This window comes from Amycolatopsis rhabdoformis, from assembly GCF_035918295.1.
Lineage (GTDB): Bacteria > Actinomycetota > Actinomycetes > Mycobacteriales > Pseudonocardiaceae > Amycolatopsis > Amycolatopsis rhabdoformis.
This window is the reverse complement of record NZ_CP142149.1, coordinates 513,942-529,704: the sequence shown is the minus strand read 5'-3', so window position 1 is coordinate 529,704 and position 15,763 is coordinate 513,942. Positions and strand designations below refer to the sequence as shown.

General features: G+C 70.8%; 11 protein-coding genes. 6 read left to right on the top strand and 5 right to left on the bottom strand.

What is annotated here, in order from left to right; genetic code table 11:
- Positions 1–52 precede the first annotated feature (52 nt).
- The gene (locus VSH64_RS02470; protein WP_326833810.1) at positions 53–1,540 is read right to left on the bottom strand and encodes a PucR family transcriptional regulator; all 1,488 of its coding nucleotides are present in this window, start codon (positions 1,538–1,540) and stop codon (positions 53–55) included.
- Between the two features lie 106 nt (positions 1,541–1,646).
- Between VSH64_RS02470 and VSH64_RS02465 the strand changes: the two genes are divergently transcribed.
- From VSH64_RS02465 to VSH64_RS02455, 3 genes are read left to right on the top strand one after another with little or no spacing between them, the layout of a single operon-like run.
- Positions 1,647–3,098 carry a sodium:solute symporter gene (locus VSH64_RS02465; RefSeq protein WP_326833809.1) on the top strand — a complete coding sequence of 484 codons (1,452 nt, stop codon included), beginning with the start codon at positions 1,647–1,649 and terminating at the stop codon, positions 3,096–3,098.
- Between the two features lie 45 nt (positions 3,099–3,143).
- Complete coding sequence (speB, locus tag VSH64_RS02460; RefSeq protein WP_326837882.1) at positions 3,144–4,088, top strand: agmatinase; 945 nt, start codon at positions 3,144–3,146, stop codon at positions 4,086–4,088.
- Entirely contained in the window at positions 4,085–5,716 is a 1,632-nt protein-coding gene (locus VSH64_RS02455) for a thiamine pyrophosphate-binding protein (RefSeq protein WP_326833808.1), read from the top strand. Before speB ends, VSH64_RS02455 begins: the two co-directional genes overlap by 4 nt.
- Here the strand turns inward: VSH64_RS02455 and VSH64_RS02450 are convergent.
- The 4 genes from VSH64_RS02450 to dxs all read right to left on the bottom strand — a co-directional run bounded on the left by VSH64_RS02450 (position 5,713) and on the right by dxs (position 10,870).
- Positions 5,713–7,098: a restriction system modified-DNA reader domain-containing protein gene (locus VSH64_RS02450; protein ID WP_326833807.1), complete on the bottom strand. Its 1,386-nt coding sequence runs from the start codon at positions 7,096–7,098 to the stop codon at positions 5,713–5,715. The genes VSH64_RS02455 and VSH64_RS02450 overlap by 4 nt on opposite strands.
- A 6-nt stretch (positions 7,099–7,104) precedes the next feature.
- The gene (locus VSH64_RS02445) at positions 7,105–7,773 is read right to left on the bottom strand and encodes a hypothetical protein (protein WP_326833806.1); all 669 of its coding nucleotides are present in this window, start codon (positions 7,771–7,773) and stop codon (positions 7,105–7,107) included.
- Positions 7,770–8,711: a ParA family protein gene (locus VSH64_RS02440; protein WP_326833805.1), complete on the bottom strand. Its 942-nt coding sequence runs from the start codon at positions 8,709–8,711 to the stop codon at positions 7,770–7,772. The genes VSH64_RS02445 and VSH64_RS02440 overlap by 4 nt, the downstream gene beginning before the upstream one ends.
- Before the next feature lie 239 nt (positions 8,712–8,950).
- A complete protein-coding gene (gene dxs / locus VSH64_RS02435) occupies positions 8,951–10,870 on the bottom strand; it encodes a 1-deoxy-D-xylulose-5-phosphate synthase (RefSeq protein ID WP_326833804.1) in 1,920 nt (639 codons plus the stop codon).
- Positions 10,871–11,079: 209 nt separating this feature from the next.
- On the opposite strand from dxs, the gene VSH64_RS02430 reads away from it, so the two are divergent.
- From VSH64_RS02430 to VSH64_RS02420, 3 genes are read left to right on the top strand one after another with little or no spacing between them, the layout of a single operon-like run.
- Positions 11,080–12,549 carry an aldehyde dehydrogenase family protein gene (locus VSH64_RS02430; protein WP_326833803.1) on the top strand — a complete coding sequence of 490 codons (1,470 nt, stop codon included), beginning with the start codon at positions 11,080–11,082 and terminating at the stop codon, positions 12,547–12,549.
- A 54-nt stretch (positions 12,550–12,603) separates the two neighbouring features.
- Entirely contained in the window at positions 12,604–14,139 is a 1,536-nt protein-coding gene (locus VSH64_RS02425; RefSeq protein ID WP_326833802.1) for an APC family permease, read from the top strand.
- The gene (locus VSH64_RS02420) at positions 14,136–15,683 is read left to right on the top strand and encodes a GMC family oxidoreductase (protein WP_326833801.1); all 1,548 of its coding nucleotides are present in this window, start codon (positions 14,136–14,138) and stop codon (positions 15,681–15,683) included. The genes VSH64_RS02425 and VSH64_RS02420 overlap by 4 nt, the downstream gene beginning before the upstream one ends.
- The last annotated feature ends 80 nt before the right edge of the window (positions 15,684–15,763 follow it).

The following is a 15,763-nucleotide window of genomic DNA, read 5'->3' as shown; positions in this document are numbered from 1 at the left end:
CAGTTTCCTGAGAGCACCTGAGAGACCTGAGTGGACACTCCCGCCCCGGACGTCAGGAATCGGACCACCGCAACGCGAACCACAGTCGCATCCGCGTCTCCGGATCCGCGAGATCCACGCCCAGCGCGCGTTCCGCCTGCCCGATCCGGTGCCGCACGCTGTTGCGGTGCACGCCGAGTTCGGCGGCCGTGCGATCCCAGCCGCCGTGGTGCGCGAGCCACGTCCGCAGCGTCGCGACCAGCTCGCGGTCGTGCGCGCGGTCCAGCTCCCGCAGCGGCGCGAGCACCCGCTCGGCGAAGCCGGCCGCGGCGCCGGGCGCCACGAGTGCGTCGAAGCCGAGCGGGTCGGCGGCCACCACGGGCCGGCCGAGCGACTGCGCCCGCGCGAGCAGCAGTTCGGCCTCGGCGAGCGCGTCCGGCAGCCCGTCGGCGGACACCGGCGAGCCGGCCACCGCGAGCCAGCCGTGTTCGCGCAGCCCGTCCAGCTCCGGCGCGGCGCCGACCAGAGCGAGGAACCGCGGTCCGGACCGCACCTGCACGAGCGGGGTGTCGAGGCGCACCCGCAGCCAGTCCGGCCGTGCCGTCACTTCGTCCGGGCCGCGGCGGTGCGGGACGCCGGCCACGAGCCGGCACTCGGCCGAGCCCAGCAGCGTCGTGAGTACGTCGGCGCCGCCCTGGCCCAGCAGCAGGCCCGTGGCGGCCGCGCCGAGCTCGGCCGTGTCGGACCCGGCGCGGCCGACGAGCCCGAGCAGGGCCGCGCCCACGGCGAGGATGGCGCGGTCACCGCCGTCGAATCGGCGCCGGCGGCCCAGCACCAGCAGATGCGCGGCCGTCGCCTGCGGGTACACCGGCTGCGCCACCACGTACGTGCCGTCCGGCAGCTCCGTGGTCGCGCTGCGGATGCCGGACCCGGCGCGCAGGGTGGTGAGCAGCTCGGCGACCTCGGCGGGCAACGGCTGGGGCGCGTCGTGGCCGGCCACGAGCGCGTCCGCGGGCCCGACGAGCGCCACCCACCCGCGCAGCCGCTCGGCGAGTGCCGTCACCAGCGCGCCCAGGCCGTCCCCGGCGGCCCGGGTGAGGGCTTCGCGCGCGACCGCCGTCCGCCGCTGCTCGCGTTGCCCCGCCTCGGCCAGTGCCACGGCGACAGCCCGGCTGATCGCCAGGAACGGCGTGCGCGGCGGCACCACGACCAGCGGCAGGCCGTGGCGGACACAGGCGTCGCGCAACGGCTCCGGCAACGTCTCCGACACCGTCGGCGTGAGGCCGAAGCCCAGCGCCGTCACGCCGGCTTCGCGCAGCCGCTCCACGTACCGGTCGGGTTCCCGCGGCAGGTTCACGCCCGCGGTGAGCACCAGCTCGGCCCCGAGCAGGTAGGGCGCCGGGTCGTCGAGCTCGCTCACGTGGGCCCAGCGCACCGGCGCGTCGAGGCTGCCCGGGCGCAGCGTCTCGCGCACGACGTCGAGCGCGAGCTCCGGGTTGCCGACGACCGTCCGTAGCGGGACATTCACGTCCCCGGACTCGTGCTCCAGGTTCTGGGTCATTTCATCCCGGCTTTCGACGGTTCCTGGCTGAATCGTCCCATGCCGGAGTGGCGACCCGTGAACCTACGGTGACCCGAACACCCCCGCAGAACCGAGGAGGACCCCCGTGGGCGGCGACTACGCGGTGATCGCGCTGTACATCGCGGGCATGATCGGCGTGGGCTGGATCGGCCTGCGCCTGGCGAAGACGAAGTCCGACTACCTCGTGGCGGGCCGGCGGCTGGGCTGGTTCATGTACTCGGGCACGATGTCGGCGGTCGTGCTCGGCGGCGCCTCGACCGTCGGTGGGGTGAAGCTCGGGTACACCTACGGCGTCTCCGGCGCGTGGCTCGTGGTCACCATCGGCGTCGGCATTCTCGTGCTCCACGCGGTGTTCGCGCGGCGGTTGGTGAAGCTGCGCGTGTACACCGTCGGCGAGATGCTCGACCTGCGCTACGGCGGCCGCACCAGCGCCGTGTCCGGCGTGGTGATGTGGGGCTACACGCTCATGCTCACCGTGACCTCCACGCTGGCGTTCGCGTCGATCTTCAAGGTCCTGTTCTCGATCCCGAGCTGGGCCGGCATCGCCATCGGCGGCTCGATCGTGGTGCTGTACTCGGTGCTGGGCGGCATGTGGTCGATCACGCTCACCGACATCGCGCAGTTCGTGATCAAGACGATCGGCATCCTGTTCGTGCTGCTGCCGATCGCGCTCGTGTCCGCCGGCGGTTTCGGCGGCATGGCGGAGAAACTCGACGCGAGCTACTTCGAGTTCGCCTCGATCGGCGGCGACACGATCCTCACCTACTTCCTCATCTACACCTTCGGCCTGCTGATCGGGCAGGACATCTGGCAGCGCGTGTTCACCGCGCGCACCCCGCGCATCGCGACCGGCGGCGGCATCATCTCGGGCGCCTACTGCCTCGTCTACGGCGTGGCCGGCGCCCTGATCGGCACGGCCGCGAAGGTGCTCTACCCCGACCTCGGCAGCGCGCAGGACGCGTTCGCGACCATCGCCGAACGCCTGCTGCCCACCGGCGTGCGCGGGCTGGTGCTGGCCGCCGCGCTCTCGGCGCTGATGTCCACCTCCAGCGGCGCGCTGATCGCGTGCGCCACCACCACGACCTCGGACCTGCTGCGGCGCGTGGGGCTCAAGGGCGGTGAGGTGCTGCGCAACCGGATCACGACACTGGTGCTCGGCATCGTCGCGATCGGCATCGCGATGGTCGTGGACGACGTGGTGAACGCGCTGACCATCGCCTACGACATCCTCGTCGGCGGCCTGCTGGTGACGATCCTCGGCGCGCTGTTCTGGAAGCGCGGCACGCGCCAGGGCGCGTACGCGTCGATGGTGGCCGGCACCGGGTTCGTGGTCGCGTTCATGATCATCGACGGCGTGGCGGCCAACAGCCCGATCTACTGGGGTCTCGGCGCGAGCCTGGTCGTGTACGTCGTGGTGAGCCTCGTGACGCCGCGAACCCCCGAGAGCATCCTGGCGGTGTGGACCCGACGCCTGAACGGCTCGGCGGCCGCCGAAGAGGAAGCGGCCGCGGAAACCCCCGCCGCCGCGCAAGCCTGAACACCATCGCCCGAACACCACCGAGGAGAACCCGCAGTGAGTGACCTGCCCCCGATCGGCCCGCTCGACTCGTCGCGCATCCCGCGCTTCGCCGGCTTCGCGACTTTCGCGCGGCTGCCGCGGATCGACGAGGTCGACCACGCCGACGTCGCCGTGGTCGGCGTGCCGTTCGACTCCGGGGTGTCCTACCGGCCGGGCGCGCGCTTCGGTCCCTCGGCGGTGCGCGAGGCGAGCCGGCTGCTGCGGCCGTACCACCCGGCGCTGGACGTGTCGCCGTTCGCCGAGCGCCAGGTCGTGGACGCGGGCGACATCGCGGTGAACCCGTTCCACATCGGCGAAGCGATCGAGAAGGTGCAGCAGGACGCCGAAGCGCTCATGGCCGGCGGCACGCGGCTGGTGACCGTGGGCGGGGACCACACCATCGCGTTGCCGCTGCTGCGGGCCACGGCGAAGAAGCACGGCCCGGTGGCGCTGCTGCACTTCGACGCGCACCTCGACACGTGGGACACCTACTTCGGCGAGCCCTACACGCACGGCACGCCGTTCCGCCGCGCCGTCGAGGAAGGAATCCTCGACACCGCAGCGCTTTCGCACGTCGGCACGCGCGGCCCGCTGTACGGCAAGCGCGACCTCGAAGAGGACCGCCGGCTCGGCTTCGGCATCGTGACCTCGGGCGACGTGCTGCGCCGCGGCGTCGACGAGACCGTGGACGCGCTGCGCGGGCGCATCGGCGACCGGCCGCTGTACGTGTCGGTGGACATCGACGTGCTCGACCCCGCGCACGCGCCCGGCACCGGCACACCCGAGGCCGGTGGCCTGACCAGCCGCGAGCTGCTGGAGATCCTGCGCGGGCTGCGCGACCTGCACCTGGTGGGCGCCGACGTGGTCGAGCTGGCCCCGGCCTACGACCACGCGGAGATCACCGCGGTCGCGGCCTCGCACGTGGCCTACGACCTGGTGAGCCTGCTGGCGCTGGAGAAGTCCGCATGACCCGGATCGGCGGTGACCTCGTGGTCGAGACGCTGCGCGCGCTCGGCGCGGACACGGTGTTCGGGCTGCCGGGCCAGCACGCGCTGGGCCTGTTCGAGGCGCTGCGGCGCGCGCCCGACGTGCGGGTGGTGAGCTCGCGGGTCGAGAACAACCTGGCCTTCGCGGCCGACGGCTTCGCCCGCGCGCGGCTGACGGCTTCTCCGGACGGCCCGGTGCCGGTCACGCCGATGATCGTGTCGACCGGCCCGGGTGCGTTGCTGACGTTGGCTTCCCTGCAGGAATCGCGGGCCGCGTCGGTGCCGGTGCTCGGGATCTCCAGCCAGATCCCGGTGGCCGGGCTCGGCGGCGGGCGCCACGGTTACCTGCACGAGCTGCCCGACCAGCAGGCGAGCTTCCGCGACGTCGTGAAGTCGGTACACGTGGTCCGCACCGCGAGCCAGATCCCGACCGCACTGCGCGAAGCGTGGACGACCGCCGCGACGGCGCCGTACGGGCCGGTGTGGGTGGAGATCCCGCAGGACGTGCTGCTCGCACCGGTGGCGCTGCCGCCGTTGTCGGCGGTGGCCGCTTCGCCGGCGCCGCTCGAGCCGCTGCCGGAACTCGTGGCGGAGGCTGCACGTCTGCTGGCCGGCGCTTCGAACCCCGTGATCCTCGCCGGCGGTGGCGCGTTGCGATCCGGTTCTCGTGCCGAGCTGATTGCCCTGGCAGAAGCACTGCGCGCACCGGTGGTGTCGACGTTCGGCGGCAAGGGCGTGTTCCCTTGGGACCATGAGCTTTCCGCGCGCTCGTGGGCCGAGGACTGGCACACCACAGAGCTCCTCGCCGACGCCGACGTGCTGCTGGTGCTCGGGTCGGGGCTGGGCGAGCTGTCGAGCAACTACCGCGAGTTCGCACCGCGCGGGCGGGTCATCCAGGTCGAGGCGGACCTCGGCAAGCTGGAGTCGAACTACCCCGCCCTCGGCATCCACGCCGACGTGCGCCTGTTCCTGCGGGCGCTGGAAGTCCCGGTGCGCGCTGCCGACGGACGCGCCGAAGCGACCGTCTCGACCCTGCTCGCGCGGGTGGAGTCCCGATTGGACAGTCAGGACCTGGCGGTGGAACGCCGCCTCCTCGCCGACCTGCGCGCCGCCGTGCCCGACGGCGCGCAGACCTTCTGGGACATGACGATCGCCGCCTACTGGGCCTGGTCGGCGTGGCCGCCCGACGGCGCGCCGATCCACACCGCCCAGGGCGCGGGCGGCCTGGGCTACGGCCTGCCCGGCGCCCTGGGCGCCGCCGCTTCCGGCGTCCCCACCCTGGCCGTCTCCGGCGACGGCGGCGCGATGTACGGCCTGGCCGAACTCGCCACCGCCCGGCAGCACGGCCTCGACGTGACCTGGCTCGTGATCGACGACGGCGGCTACGGCATCCTGCGCGAATACCTCACCGACGCGTTCGGCTCGACCACGGCCACCGAATTGGCGCGGCCGGACTTCGTGGCGTTGGCCGAGTCCTTCGGCATCTCGGCGGTGCTGTCCACACTGGACACGGTGGGTGCGGATGTGGCGAAGGCGTTGCGGAGGAGGGGACCTTCGGTGGTGGTGTTGCCGGCGGTGTTGAAGATGTTCGCGCCGACGCACTTGGGCTAGAGCAGATCCCGGTACCGGTGCAGCATCCGGTTGAACCGTCGGAGCTTGTCGACGGCGTCCGCGGGGATGGGGTCGGGGTGGAAGTGCATGACCTTGTTGCGGATGAGCCGGATCTGCTCCAGGTGCTCGATGAACACCGCTCGATCGAGTGGCCAGCCGAGCTGCCGCCAGAGGTCCTCCCTGCTCAGGATGTTCTGGTAGTCGCCCATCGAGAGCTCGTCGAAGCTGTTGACCCGCCGGGAGCAGAACCGCTGGATCGTGGGGAGGTCGAAAGCACGGCCGAGGATCCACCGCAACGTCTGGTCGAGCTCGCCGAGCTGGAAGAACGGCGTGGACACCTCGCCGTAGTGCCGAGCGACGTCCGTCGTCGTCACCACTCCCTTGACCGCCCGGGTCTCGTCCAGGACGAACACGAACTTGTGCTCCTGCAACACCGGAAGGACTTCGAACAGGTCACGGTCGTACGGCACGGCCTGCGCGCTGGAATCGATGGCGTCCGCGAACGTGGCGTCGGGCTTGCGGTGTCGCGCCTCGGCGATCGAACGCCAGGTGACCGCGCCGCGGAGGTTGCGGGGACCATTGAGAACGGCCAGCTGGGAAACATCGTTCAGGATCATCTTGGTGATCGCTTCTTCGAGCGTGCCGTTCGGGTTGATCGACTCGACGCCGTCCAGCTCGGTCAAGTTGCCGACCGTGAGGCCCACATCCAGGTCGCCGTCACCCTCGTCGTCCTCTCCCGCGGGAACGTCGCCGGACGTCGGCTCCGCGGTGGCGTCCTCGGGTGGGGTGGTCAGGACCACGACGGTGTCGAGGGTGACCGCGCGGAAGCCGGGTGAGGTCACCAAGCCGTGGTTGGCCAGGTCCGCTTCGATCTGGCTGACCTGGTCGCCGCGGTCCTTCGCACCCCAGAACCCGAGGAGCTCCCGGACCGAGATCCGCTCGGGCTTGTTCTCCTCGGCCCGGGCCCGGGCCTGCCGGAGCCGCTCGTGGATGGCCTGGCGCGTCTTGTCCTCGGACTCTTGGTGCGTCTTCGCCGCCTCGGCGGTGATCGCCTGGTCGAGCAATTCCTGGCGAACGGCGTCCAGCAACCGGTCCTGGTCGACCACCAGCCACGCCCGCCAGCCGTCGACGGCCCGCATTCCCGCCGCCACCATCGCCGCCCGGGACGGCGAGCGGAACTCTTCACCGCTCGGTTCGAGCCGGATGCGGCCTTGCTCGGTCACCGTCGCGTGGAACGTGTCGCCGATGCGGGACCGCTTGAACTGCAGCGGGGTACCGGGCTTGATCAACCCGTTGCCCAGCAGATCCGAGACCATGACCCGGCGGCCGCCGAGCAGGTACATCGAGCGGCCGCTGGTCGTGTCCTCAGCCACGTCGGTCATCGGTGTTCACCAGCTCCGCAGGCCGGCGAACTTGCGCCGGGCGGAGATCGCTTGTTTCAGGACTTTCTTCTCCAGGTCGGCCCGGCTCAGGCGGTCCACGCGCGTGAGCTGCAGCTCGGCGGCAACGGCGAGCAGGCTCGCCCGGTCGAGCTGCTGCGCCCGCAGGTACTCGGCGCCTTCCTCTTCGCTTTCGGCTTCGCGCAACTGCACGACGACGGCGGCGACCTCGGCCGGCGACTTCTCCGGCTCCGCCGGCTGCTCGGGTTCCAGGTGAGCTGGTCCTGGTTCGTGATCACCGGCGGGCGCCTCGGCCTCGACGGCTCCGTGGCGGGCGAGCAGATCGACCAGTTTGGCGACCGTGAGGTGGCTGTACCGCTTGATCTTGAGTTCCTTCGCCACTTCGCCCAGCGTCCGCTTCGTCGGTTTGGCCGCCGCGAGAAGACTCCGCCGGTCCTGTTCGGTGGTCAGTGTCGCCAGCCCCTCGGCCAGCCGTTCCGAGTCGCTGCGCGGCTTGCCGGCAGGAGCCGGTGGTGCTGCGACGGAAGCGCCGGACGCGCCGAGAATCGCCAACTGTGCCTCACCGGCCGCGAGTGCCTGCAACGTCGCCTCGTCCTGCTGTGCCAGGAACGCGAACACCTGCGCCTGCAGGCCGACGAGGGTCTTCAACTCGGTCACCGAGCGCCGCCCGTCAGCTCCAGCGCACCCAGCACTTCGTCGGCGAGCCGGTCGAACTCCCGCACGACCTCGTCCTTGGCCGCGGACGCGCGCATCATGGCCGGAATGCCACTCTCGCCCGCGTCACCGAAGTGGCGGGGACTGTTGCGCACCTTGTTCTCCAGCACCGGAACCCGCGAATTCAGCCGGACCTCCTCGATGTAGCCGTGCTGGGCGAGCGTGACCTGCTGCGAGTAGATCTGGACCATCGTGAACACCACCCCGAGGAACGACGGCTCGATCGGCCAGTGCTCCTCGGTACCGCCCCCGTGATTGGCGTAGTCGTTGAACTCCTGGACCAGGGAGGCGCAGTTGCCGTAGAGGTAGTCCAGCCCGAGTGTCGACAAGTAGTCCGCCTTCGCGGGCACGAGGATCTGTTCGCAGGCCACGATCGCGGTCTTGGTGACCAGGCCGAAATTGGGCGCGCAGTCGACGAGCACGAGGTCGTAGTCCTGGAACTGGCTGTCCTGCAGCGCGTTGCGCAGGCAGCCGTGCAGGTCGAGGAACTTGCGCTTCGACGAGCCGATCGTGGTGCCGCCGAGTTTCGCGGCGAGTTCGAGGTCGATGTCGATGAGCCCGAGGTGCGACGAGATGAGGTCGAGCCGGCCGCCCGTGTCGTCGAGAAGCTTGTTGACCCGCTCCGGCGTCACGATCAGATCGCCCAGGGGGACATCCCGGCCGGGCATGTCGCCCTCGTACCACCGCTTGATGGTGCGGTCGTCCTTGAGCCGGTCCTGCCAGTCTTCTACGGAATAGAAGGAAAAAGTCAGGTTCGTCTGAGGATCGAGATCGAGCAGCAGCACTTTCAACCCTCGCGCGGCGGCCACCGCTCCGAGGTTCGCCGTCAGCGTGGTTTTCCCCACGCCGCCCTTGTAGTTCATGACCGCAACGACCCGCATCGGCCCTCCCCGGTGGTCCACTCCAGCCGACAGACCCTTGCAGATGCATTTTGCGATAGGCAACCAGCGGAACAGGAAATGGACCCGAACGAGCTCGTGTAATGAGCCGATTGCCGGATCGGGAAGCGAACTGTTCGTCGTGGTGACAACAATTCACGACGCGCCAAGAAAGGAATATGCCAACAGAAAAGGCGGCGAACCCGCAAGGATTCGCCGCCTTTCCCTACCCCCTGAAAAACTCAGCCCCGCGGATTCTCCGCCGGCACATCCTGCGCCACACCCAGCCGCCCGGACGCCCACTCCGTGATGCGCCGCGCCACGTCCTGGGCGGTCAGGCCCACCCGGTCCAGCACCTCGTCGCGTGAACCGTGGTCGTGGAAGCTCTGCGGCACCGCCAGGTCACGCAGCGGCACATCGCAGTCCGCGTCGCGCAGGACTGCCGCCAGGGCGGAGCCGAAGCCGCCGTGGCGGCCGCTGTCCTCGACGGTGACCACGAGCTTGTGCTGTTCCGCCAGGGCGACCAGTTCGGCCGGCACGGGGACGACCCAGCGGGGGTCCACGACCGTGACGCCGATGCCCTGGTCGGCGAGGCGGTCGGCGGCCGCGAGGCCCAGCTTGCCGAACGAGCCGACGGCGACGAGGAGCACGTCGGTGGTGCAGGAGTCGCGCGGGCGGCGCAGGACGTCGACCGTGCCGAGGCGTTCGACGGCGGGCAGGTCGGCGCCGACGCTGCCCTTCGAGAAGCGCAGGGCCGTCGGGCCGTCGGCGACGGCCACGGCCTCGCGCAGTTCCTCGCGCAGCGAGCCCGGGTCGCGGGGGGCGGCCACGCGCATGCCGGGCACCATGCCGAGCAGCGAGAGGTCCCACATGCCGTGGTGGCTGGGGCCGTCGGGGCCGGTGATGCCGGCGCGGTCGAGCACGAACGTCACCGGCTGGCGGTGCAGGGCGACGTCCATCAGGACCTGGTCGAACGCGCGGTTGAGGAACGTGGAGTAGACCGCCACCACCGGGTGGTACCCACCCATCGCGAGGCCCGCCGCCGACGTGACGGCGTGCTGCTCGGCGATGCCGACGTCGAACCAGCGGTCCGGGAACTTCTCGGAGAACTTCTCCAGGCCGGTGGAGCGCAGCATGGCCGCGGTGATGGCCACCACGTCCTCGCGCTCGGCGCCGATCTTGGCCAGTTCGTCGCCGAACACGCCGGTCCAGCTGGGGCCCTTCACGGGCGGCAGGCCGGTCTCCGGGTCGATCGGGTCGGTCTGGTGCATCTGGTCGGCCTGGTGGTTCACCGCGGGCGCGTAGCCGTGGCCCTTCTCGGTGACCACGTGCACGATCACGGCGCCGCCGAACGCGCGGGCGCTCTGCAGCGCCTTCTCCAGCGCCACGAGGTCGTGGCCGTCGACCGGGCCGAGGTACTTCAGGCCCAGGTCGGAGAACATCACCTGCGGGCTCAGCGCGTCCTTGATGCCGGCCTTCGCGGCGTGCAGCGCGGCGTAGATCGGCTTGCCCACCACCGGCGTGTTGCGCAGGATCTCGCGGCCGCCGTCGAGCAGGCGTTCGTAGCCGGGCTGCAGGCGCAGCGCCGCGAGGTGGTCGGCGAGGCCGCCGATGGTCGGCGAGTACGAGCGGCCGTTGTCGTTGATCACGATCACGACCGGCCGGTCGCGGTTCGCCGCGATGTTGTTGAGCGCTTCCCAGCACATGCCGCCGGTGAGCGCGCCGTCGCCGACCACCGCGATCGCGTGGCGCGGGGCGCCCCCGGACAGCTCGAACGCCTTCGCCAAGCCGTCCACATAGGACAGCGCGGTGGAGGCGTGGCTGTTCTCCACCAGGTCGTGCTCGCTCTCGGCCCGCGAGGGGTACCCCGTGGGCCCGCCGAGCTGGCGCAGCTTGTCGAACTCGGCGTGCCGGCCGGTCACGATCTTGTGCACGTACGCCTGGTGACCGACGTCCCACACGATCGCGTCGCGTGGTGAATCGAACACCCGGTGCAGCGCGAGCGTGAGCTCCACGACACCCAGGTTCGGACCGAGGTGGCCCCCGGACCGCCGCACCTTCTCGACGAGGAAATCCCTGATCTCGGCGGCCAGCTCGTCGAGGTCCTCGACGCTCATGCGCTTCAGGTCCGCCGGTCCGTGCACGGAGTCCAGCATCGTCACAACTCCACCTCGCCTGGTTCCCTTCGCTCCCGCCAGTTCCGGCCAGTCTACGGATCCGCGCCACCACCGCCGCGACACCCGCGTCCCGGATCACACGGCGACCCCCGGCGCAACTCCACGGTCGGGTGTGAACATGGAGTCTTCGGCCAAGTCGCGGCTACCGCGAGTGGCCCTGATAATCCGAACCGGACCAAGATCGAGAGGACCTCATGGCGGACTTGTACATCGACGGCGAGTGGGTGGACGCGAAGGCAGGTGGCCGACGTGAAATCCGGTGCCCGGCCGACGGGTCGCTCGTCGCCGAGGTGGCCGAGGCCACGCGCGAGGACACCGAGGCCGCGATCGCCGCCGCCCGGCGCGCGTTCGACACCGGCCCGTGGCCCTCGACCCCCGCCGCGCAGCGCGGTGACCTGCTGCTGCGCACGGCCGACCTGCTCGACCGCGACGCCGAGGCCTTCGCCCGCGCCGAATCGCTCGACACCGGCAAACGCCTGGTGGAAAGCCGCTACGACATGGCCGACATCGCCGCCTGCCTGCGGTATTTCGGCAAGCTCGCGGCCAACGACGCCGGCCGGGTCGTCGACACCGGCAGCGCCGACGCGTTCAGCCGGATCGTGCACGAGCCGGTGGGGGTGTGCGGGCTCATCACGCCGTGGAACTACCCCCTGCTCCAGACCATCTGGAAAGTCGCCCCGGCGCTGGCCGCGGGCAACACGTTCGTGCTCAAGCCCAGCGAGCTCACGCCGCACACGTCGATCCTGCTCATGAAGCTGCTCACCGAGGCGGGCCTGCCCGCCGGCGTGGCCAACCTCGTGCTCGGCGCGGGCCCGGAAGCCGGCGCGCCGCTCTCGGAGCACCCGGACGTGGACCTCGTCTCGTTCACGGGTGGTCTGGCCACCGGCCGGGTGATCGCCGCCACCGCCGCCGCGACGGTGAAAAAGGTGGCGCTGGAGCTCGGCGGCAAGAACCCCAACGTGGTGTTCGCCGACGCCGACTTCGAGACCGCCGTGGACTACGCCCTCACCGCCGTGTTCCTGCACTCCGGCCAGGTCTGTTCCGCCGGCGCGCGGCTCATCGTGCAGCGCGAGTGGCACGACGAGTTCGTGGCCGAGCTGGTGCGCCGCGCCGAGCGGATCCGCCTCGGCGGGCCGTTCGACGAGCGCGCCGAGACCGGGCCGCTGATCTCCGCGGCGCACCGGGAAAAGGTCGAGGCCTACGTCGCGAATGCCCTGGAAGAGGGCGCGGTATTGCGCACCGGCGGCCAGCGGCCCGACGATTCCGCGCTGCAGAACGGGTTCTACTACCTGCCCACGATCCTCGACAACGTGCGCCAGGGCAGCCACGCCGTGGTCGAGGAGTCGTTCGGACCGGTGCTGACCGTCGAGACGTTCACCGACGAGGACGACGCCGTGCGCATCGCCAACGACACCCACTACGGGCTGGCCGGCGGGGTGTTCACCAACGACGCCGCGAAGGCACAGCGCGTGGCCAACCGCTTGCGCCACGGCACCGTGTGGATCAACGACTACCACCCCTACCTGCCCCAGGCCGAGTGGGGCGGCTACAAGCAGTCGGGCTTCGGCCGCGAGCTGGGCCCCACCGGTCTGGCCGAGTACACCGAGGCCAAGCACATCTACCAGAACCTGCGCCCCGGCCCGCAGAGGTGGTTCGCCGGCTGACCCGCCCGGCCCCAGCCCTAGTCCGATCGAGAACCACCGAAAGGACCAGTGCCCGTGAGCACCGACACCAGCGACCACGAGCTGAGCGAGTTCGGCTACACCAACCAGCTCAAGAGAACGCTGGGCAGCTTCCACACCTTCGCCGCGGGGATCAGCTACATCTCGGTGCTCACGGGCGTGTTCCAGCTGTCCTACCTGGGCCTCTCCCAGGGCGGGCCGGCGTACTGGTGGTCGTGGCCGATGGTGTTCGCCGGCCAGCTCATGGTGGCGCTGAGCTTCGCGGAGCTGGCCGCGCAGTACCCGGTGGCCGGCTCGGTCTACAACTGGGCGAAGAAGCTGGGCAACCCGCACGTGGCCTGGCTCGCGGGCTGGATGATGCTGCTGGCCTCGATCGTGTCGATCTCCGCGACGGCGCTGGCCTACCAGCGCACGCTGCCGCAGATCACGGCGTTCTTCCAGTTCATCGGCGACGGCTCGGGCTCCAGCGACGCGGCCAACGGCGTGCTGCTCGCGAGCTGCCTCATCGTGTTCACCACGCTGGTCAACGCGTTCGGCGTGAAGCTGATGGCCCGGATCAACAGCGCGGGCGTGTTCATCGAGCTGCTGTTCGCGGTGCTGCTGGTGATCTTCCTGGCGTTCCACTTCGTACGCGGCCCCGGCGTGGTGACCGAGACCAACGGCACCGGCGCCGGGCACGCGGGCGGCTACCTCGGCGCGTTCCTCATCGCGGCCATCGCGTCGTCCTACGTGATGTACGGGTTCGACACGGCGGCCTCGCTCGGCGAGGAATCCGTGGACCCGCACCGCAACGCGCCGAAGGCGATCATGCGCGCGCTGGTGGCGTCGTTCCTGCTCGGCGGGCTCATCATCCTGTTCGCGCTGATGGCCGTGGGCAACATCCACGCGCCGGAGCTCGGCACGGTCGGCCTGCAGTTCGTGCTCACCGACGCGCTCGGCCCGGCGATCGGCCGGATCTTCCTGTTCGTGGTGTTCATCGCGATCACGGTGTGCGTGCTCGCCGTGCACACCGCCGCGATCCGCATCGCCTTCGCCATGGCGCGGGACAACGCGCTGCCCGGCGGCTCGCGGCTCGCGCGGGTGAGCAAGAAGACCGGCACCCCGGTGCTGCCCGCGATCGTGATCGGCGTGCTCGCGGTCGCGCTGCTGCTGGTGAACATCAACTCGACGCAGATCTTCTCGGCGGTCACGAGTCTCGCGATCATCCTGATCTACCTGGCCTACCTGCTGGTCACGGTCCCGATGCTGATCCGCCGGCTGCGCGGCGGCTGGCCGCGCAAGGACGGCGCGGCGGGCCGGTTCTCGCTCGGGCGCTGGGGCCTGCCGGTGAACGTGCTCGCGGTGCTGTGGGGCGTCGGCATGACCGTGAACCTCGCGTGGCCGCGCACGGAGATCTACAACGCGTCCCCGCCGTTCCATTGGTACCTGCGGTGGAGTTCGGTGCTCTTCGTCGGCGTGTTCGCGGCCGGCGGGTTCGCCTACTACTGGTTCGTGCAGCGCCACCGCGTCGGGGTGCTCGCCGGCCACGCCGCGGTGGCGAGTTCCGTTGCCCAAGAGGAGGAGTCCCGGTGAACGAGTTCGACTACGTGGTGGTCGGCGGCGGCACGGCGGGTTCGGTGGTGGCGGCCCGGCTGTCGGAGGACCCGGACGTGACCGTGTGCCTGCTGGAAGCCGGACCGTCCGATGTGGACGATTCCGCGATCCTGGAGCTCACGAAGTGGATGGCGCTGCTGGAATCCGGCTACGACTGGGACTACCTGGTGGAGCCGCAGGAAGCCGGCAACTCCTACCTGCGCCAGGCCCGCGCGCGCGTGCTCGGCGGTTGCTCGTCGCACAACTCGTGCATCGCGTTCTGGGCGCCGGCCGAAGACCTCGACGAGTGGGCTTCGCTGGGCCTGCCCGGCTGGTCGGCCGCCGACATCTTCCCGCTCTACCAACGGCTCGAGACCAACGACGGGCCCGGTGAGCACCACGGCCGTTCGGGCCCGGTCACGATCCGCTCCGTGCCGCCGCGCGACCCGGCGGGCGTCGCGATGCTCGCCGCGTGCGAGCAGGCCGGCATCCCGACCACGGAGTTCAACTCCGGCCGCACGGTGACCCACGGCGCCAACTGGTTCCAGATCAACGCGCGCGAGGACGGCGTGCGGTCCTCGGCGTCGGTGTCCTACCTGCACCCGATCCTGGACTCGCGCACGAACCTCGAGGTGCGCACCGGCGCCCGGGCCAAGCGGCTGCTGTTCGACGGCCGCCGCTGCACCGGCGTCGAGGTCCTGGCGCCGGACCTGATCCACCACACGACGGTGACCGCGCGGCGCGAGGTGATCGTGAGCTCCGGCGCCATCGACACCCCGAAGCTGCTCATGCTCTCGGGCATCGGCCCGGCCGAGCACCTGCGCGAGGTGGGCGTGGACGTGCTCGTGGACTCCCCCGGCGTCGGCTCGAACCTCGAGGACCACCCCGAAGGCCTGGTCCAGTGGGACGCGCTGCAGCCGATGGTCACCGAATCCACGCAGTGGTGGGAAATCGGCATCTTCACGACGACCGAGGAGGGTCTCGACCGGCCGGACCTGATGTTCCACTACGGCTCCGTGCCGTTCGACCTGAACACGCTGCGCCACGGCTACCCGACCACCGAGAACGGCTTCTGCCTCACGCCGAACGTCACACGCAGCCGCTCACGCGGCACCGTCCGTCTTCGCACGCGCGACTTCCGCGACAAGCCTCGCGTGGACCCGCGCTACTTCACCGACGAGCACGACCTGCGCGTGATGACCCACGGCGTGAAGCTGGCGCGCGAGATCGCGGCGCAGCCGGCGCTGGACGAGTGGGCCGGAATCGAGCTCTCGCCGGGGCGCGAGTGCGTGCGCGACGACGAGATCGCCGACTACCTGCGCAAGACCCACAACACCGTGTATCACCCCGCGTGCACCGCGCGGATGGGTCCGGACGGCGACCCCGGTGCGGTGCTGGACGCCCGCCTGCGGGTGCGCGGGATCGACGGGCTGCGGGTGGCCGACGCGTCGGTGATGCCGTTCCTCGTCGCGGTGAACCCGTGCATCACCACGATGGCCATCGGGGAGAAGTGCGCGGACCTGGTGAAGGACGACCACCGCTGAGCCGGGCCGGGTGCCGGGTTTCCGGTGAGCGGCACCGTCCACAAGCGTCCGTCCGGACGCAGTGGAACCGGTGGCGACGG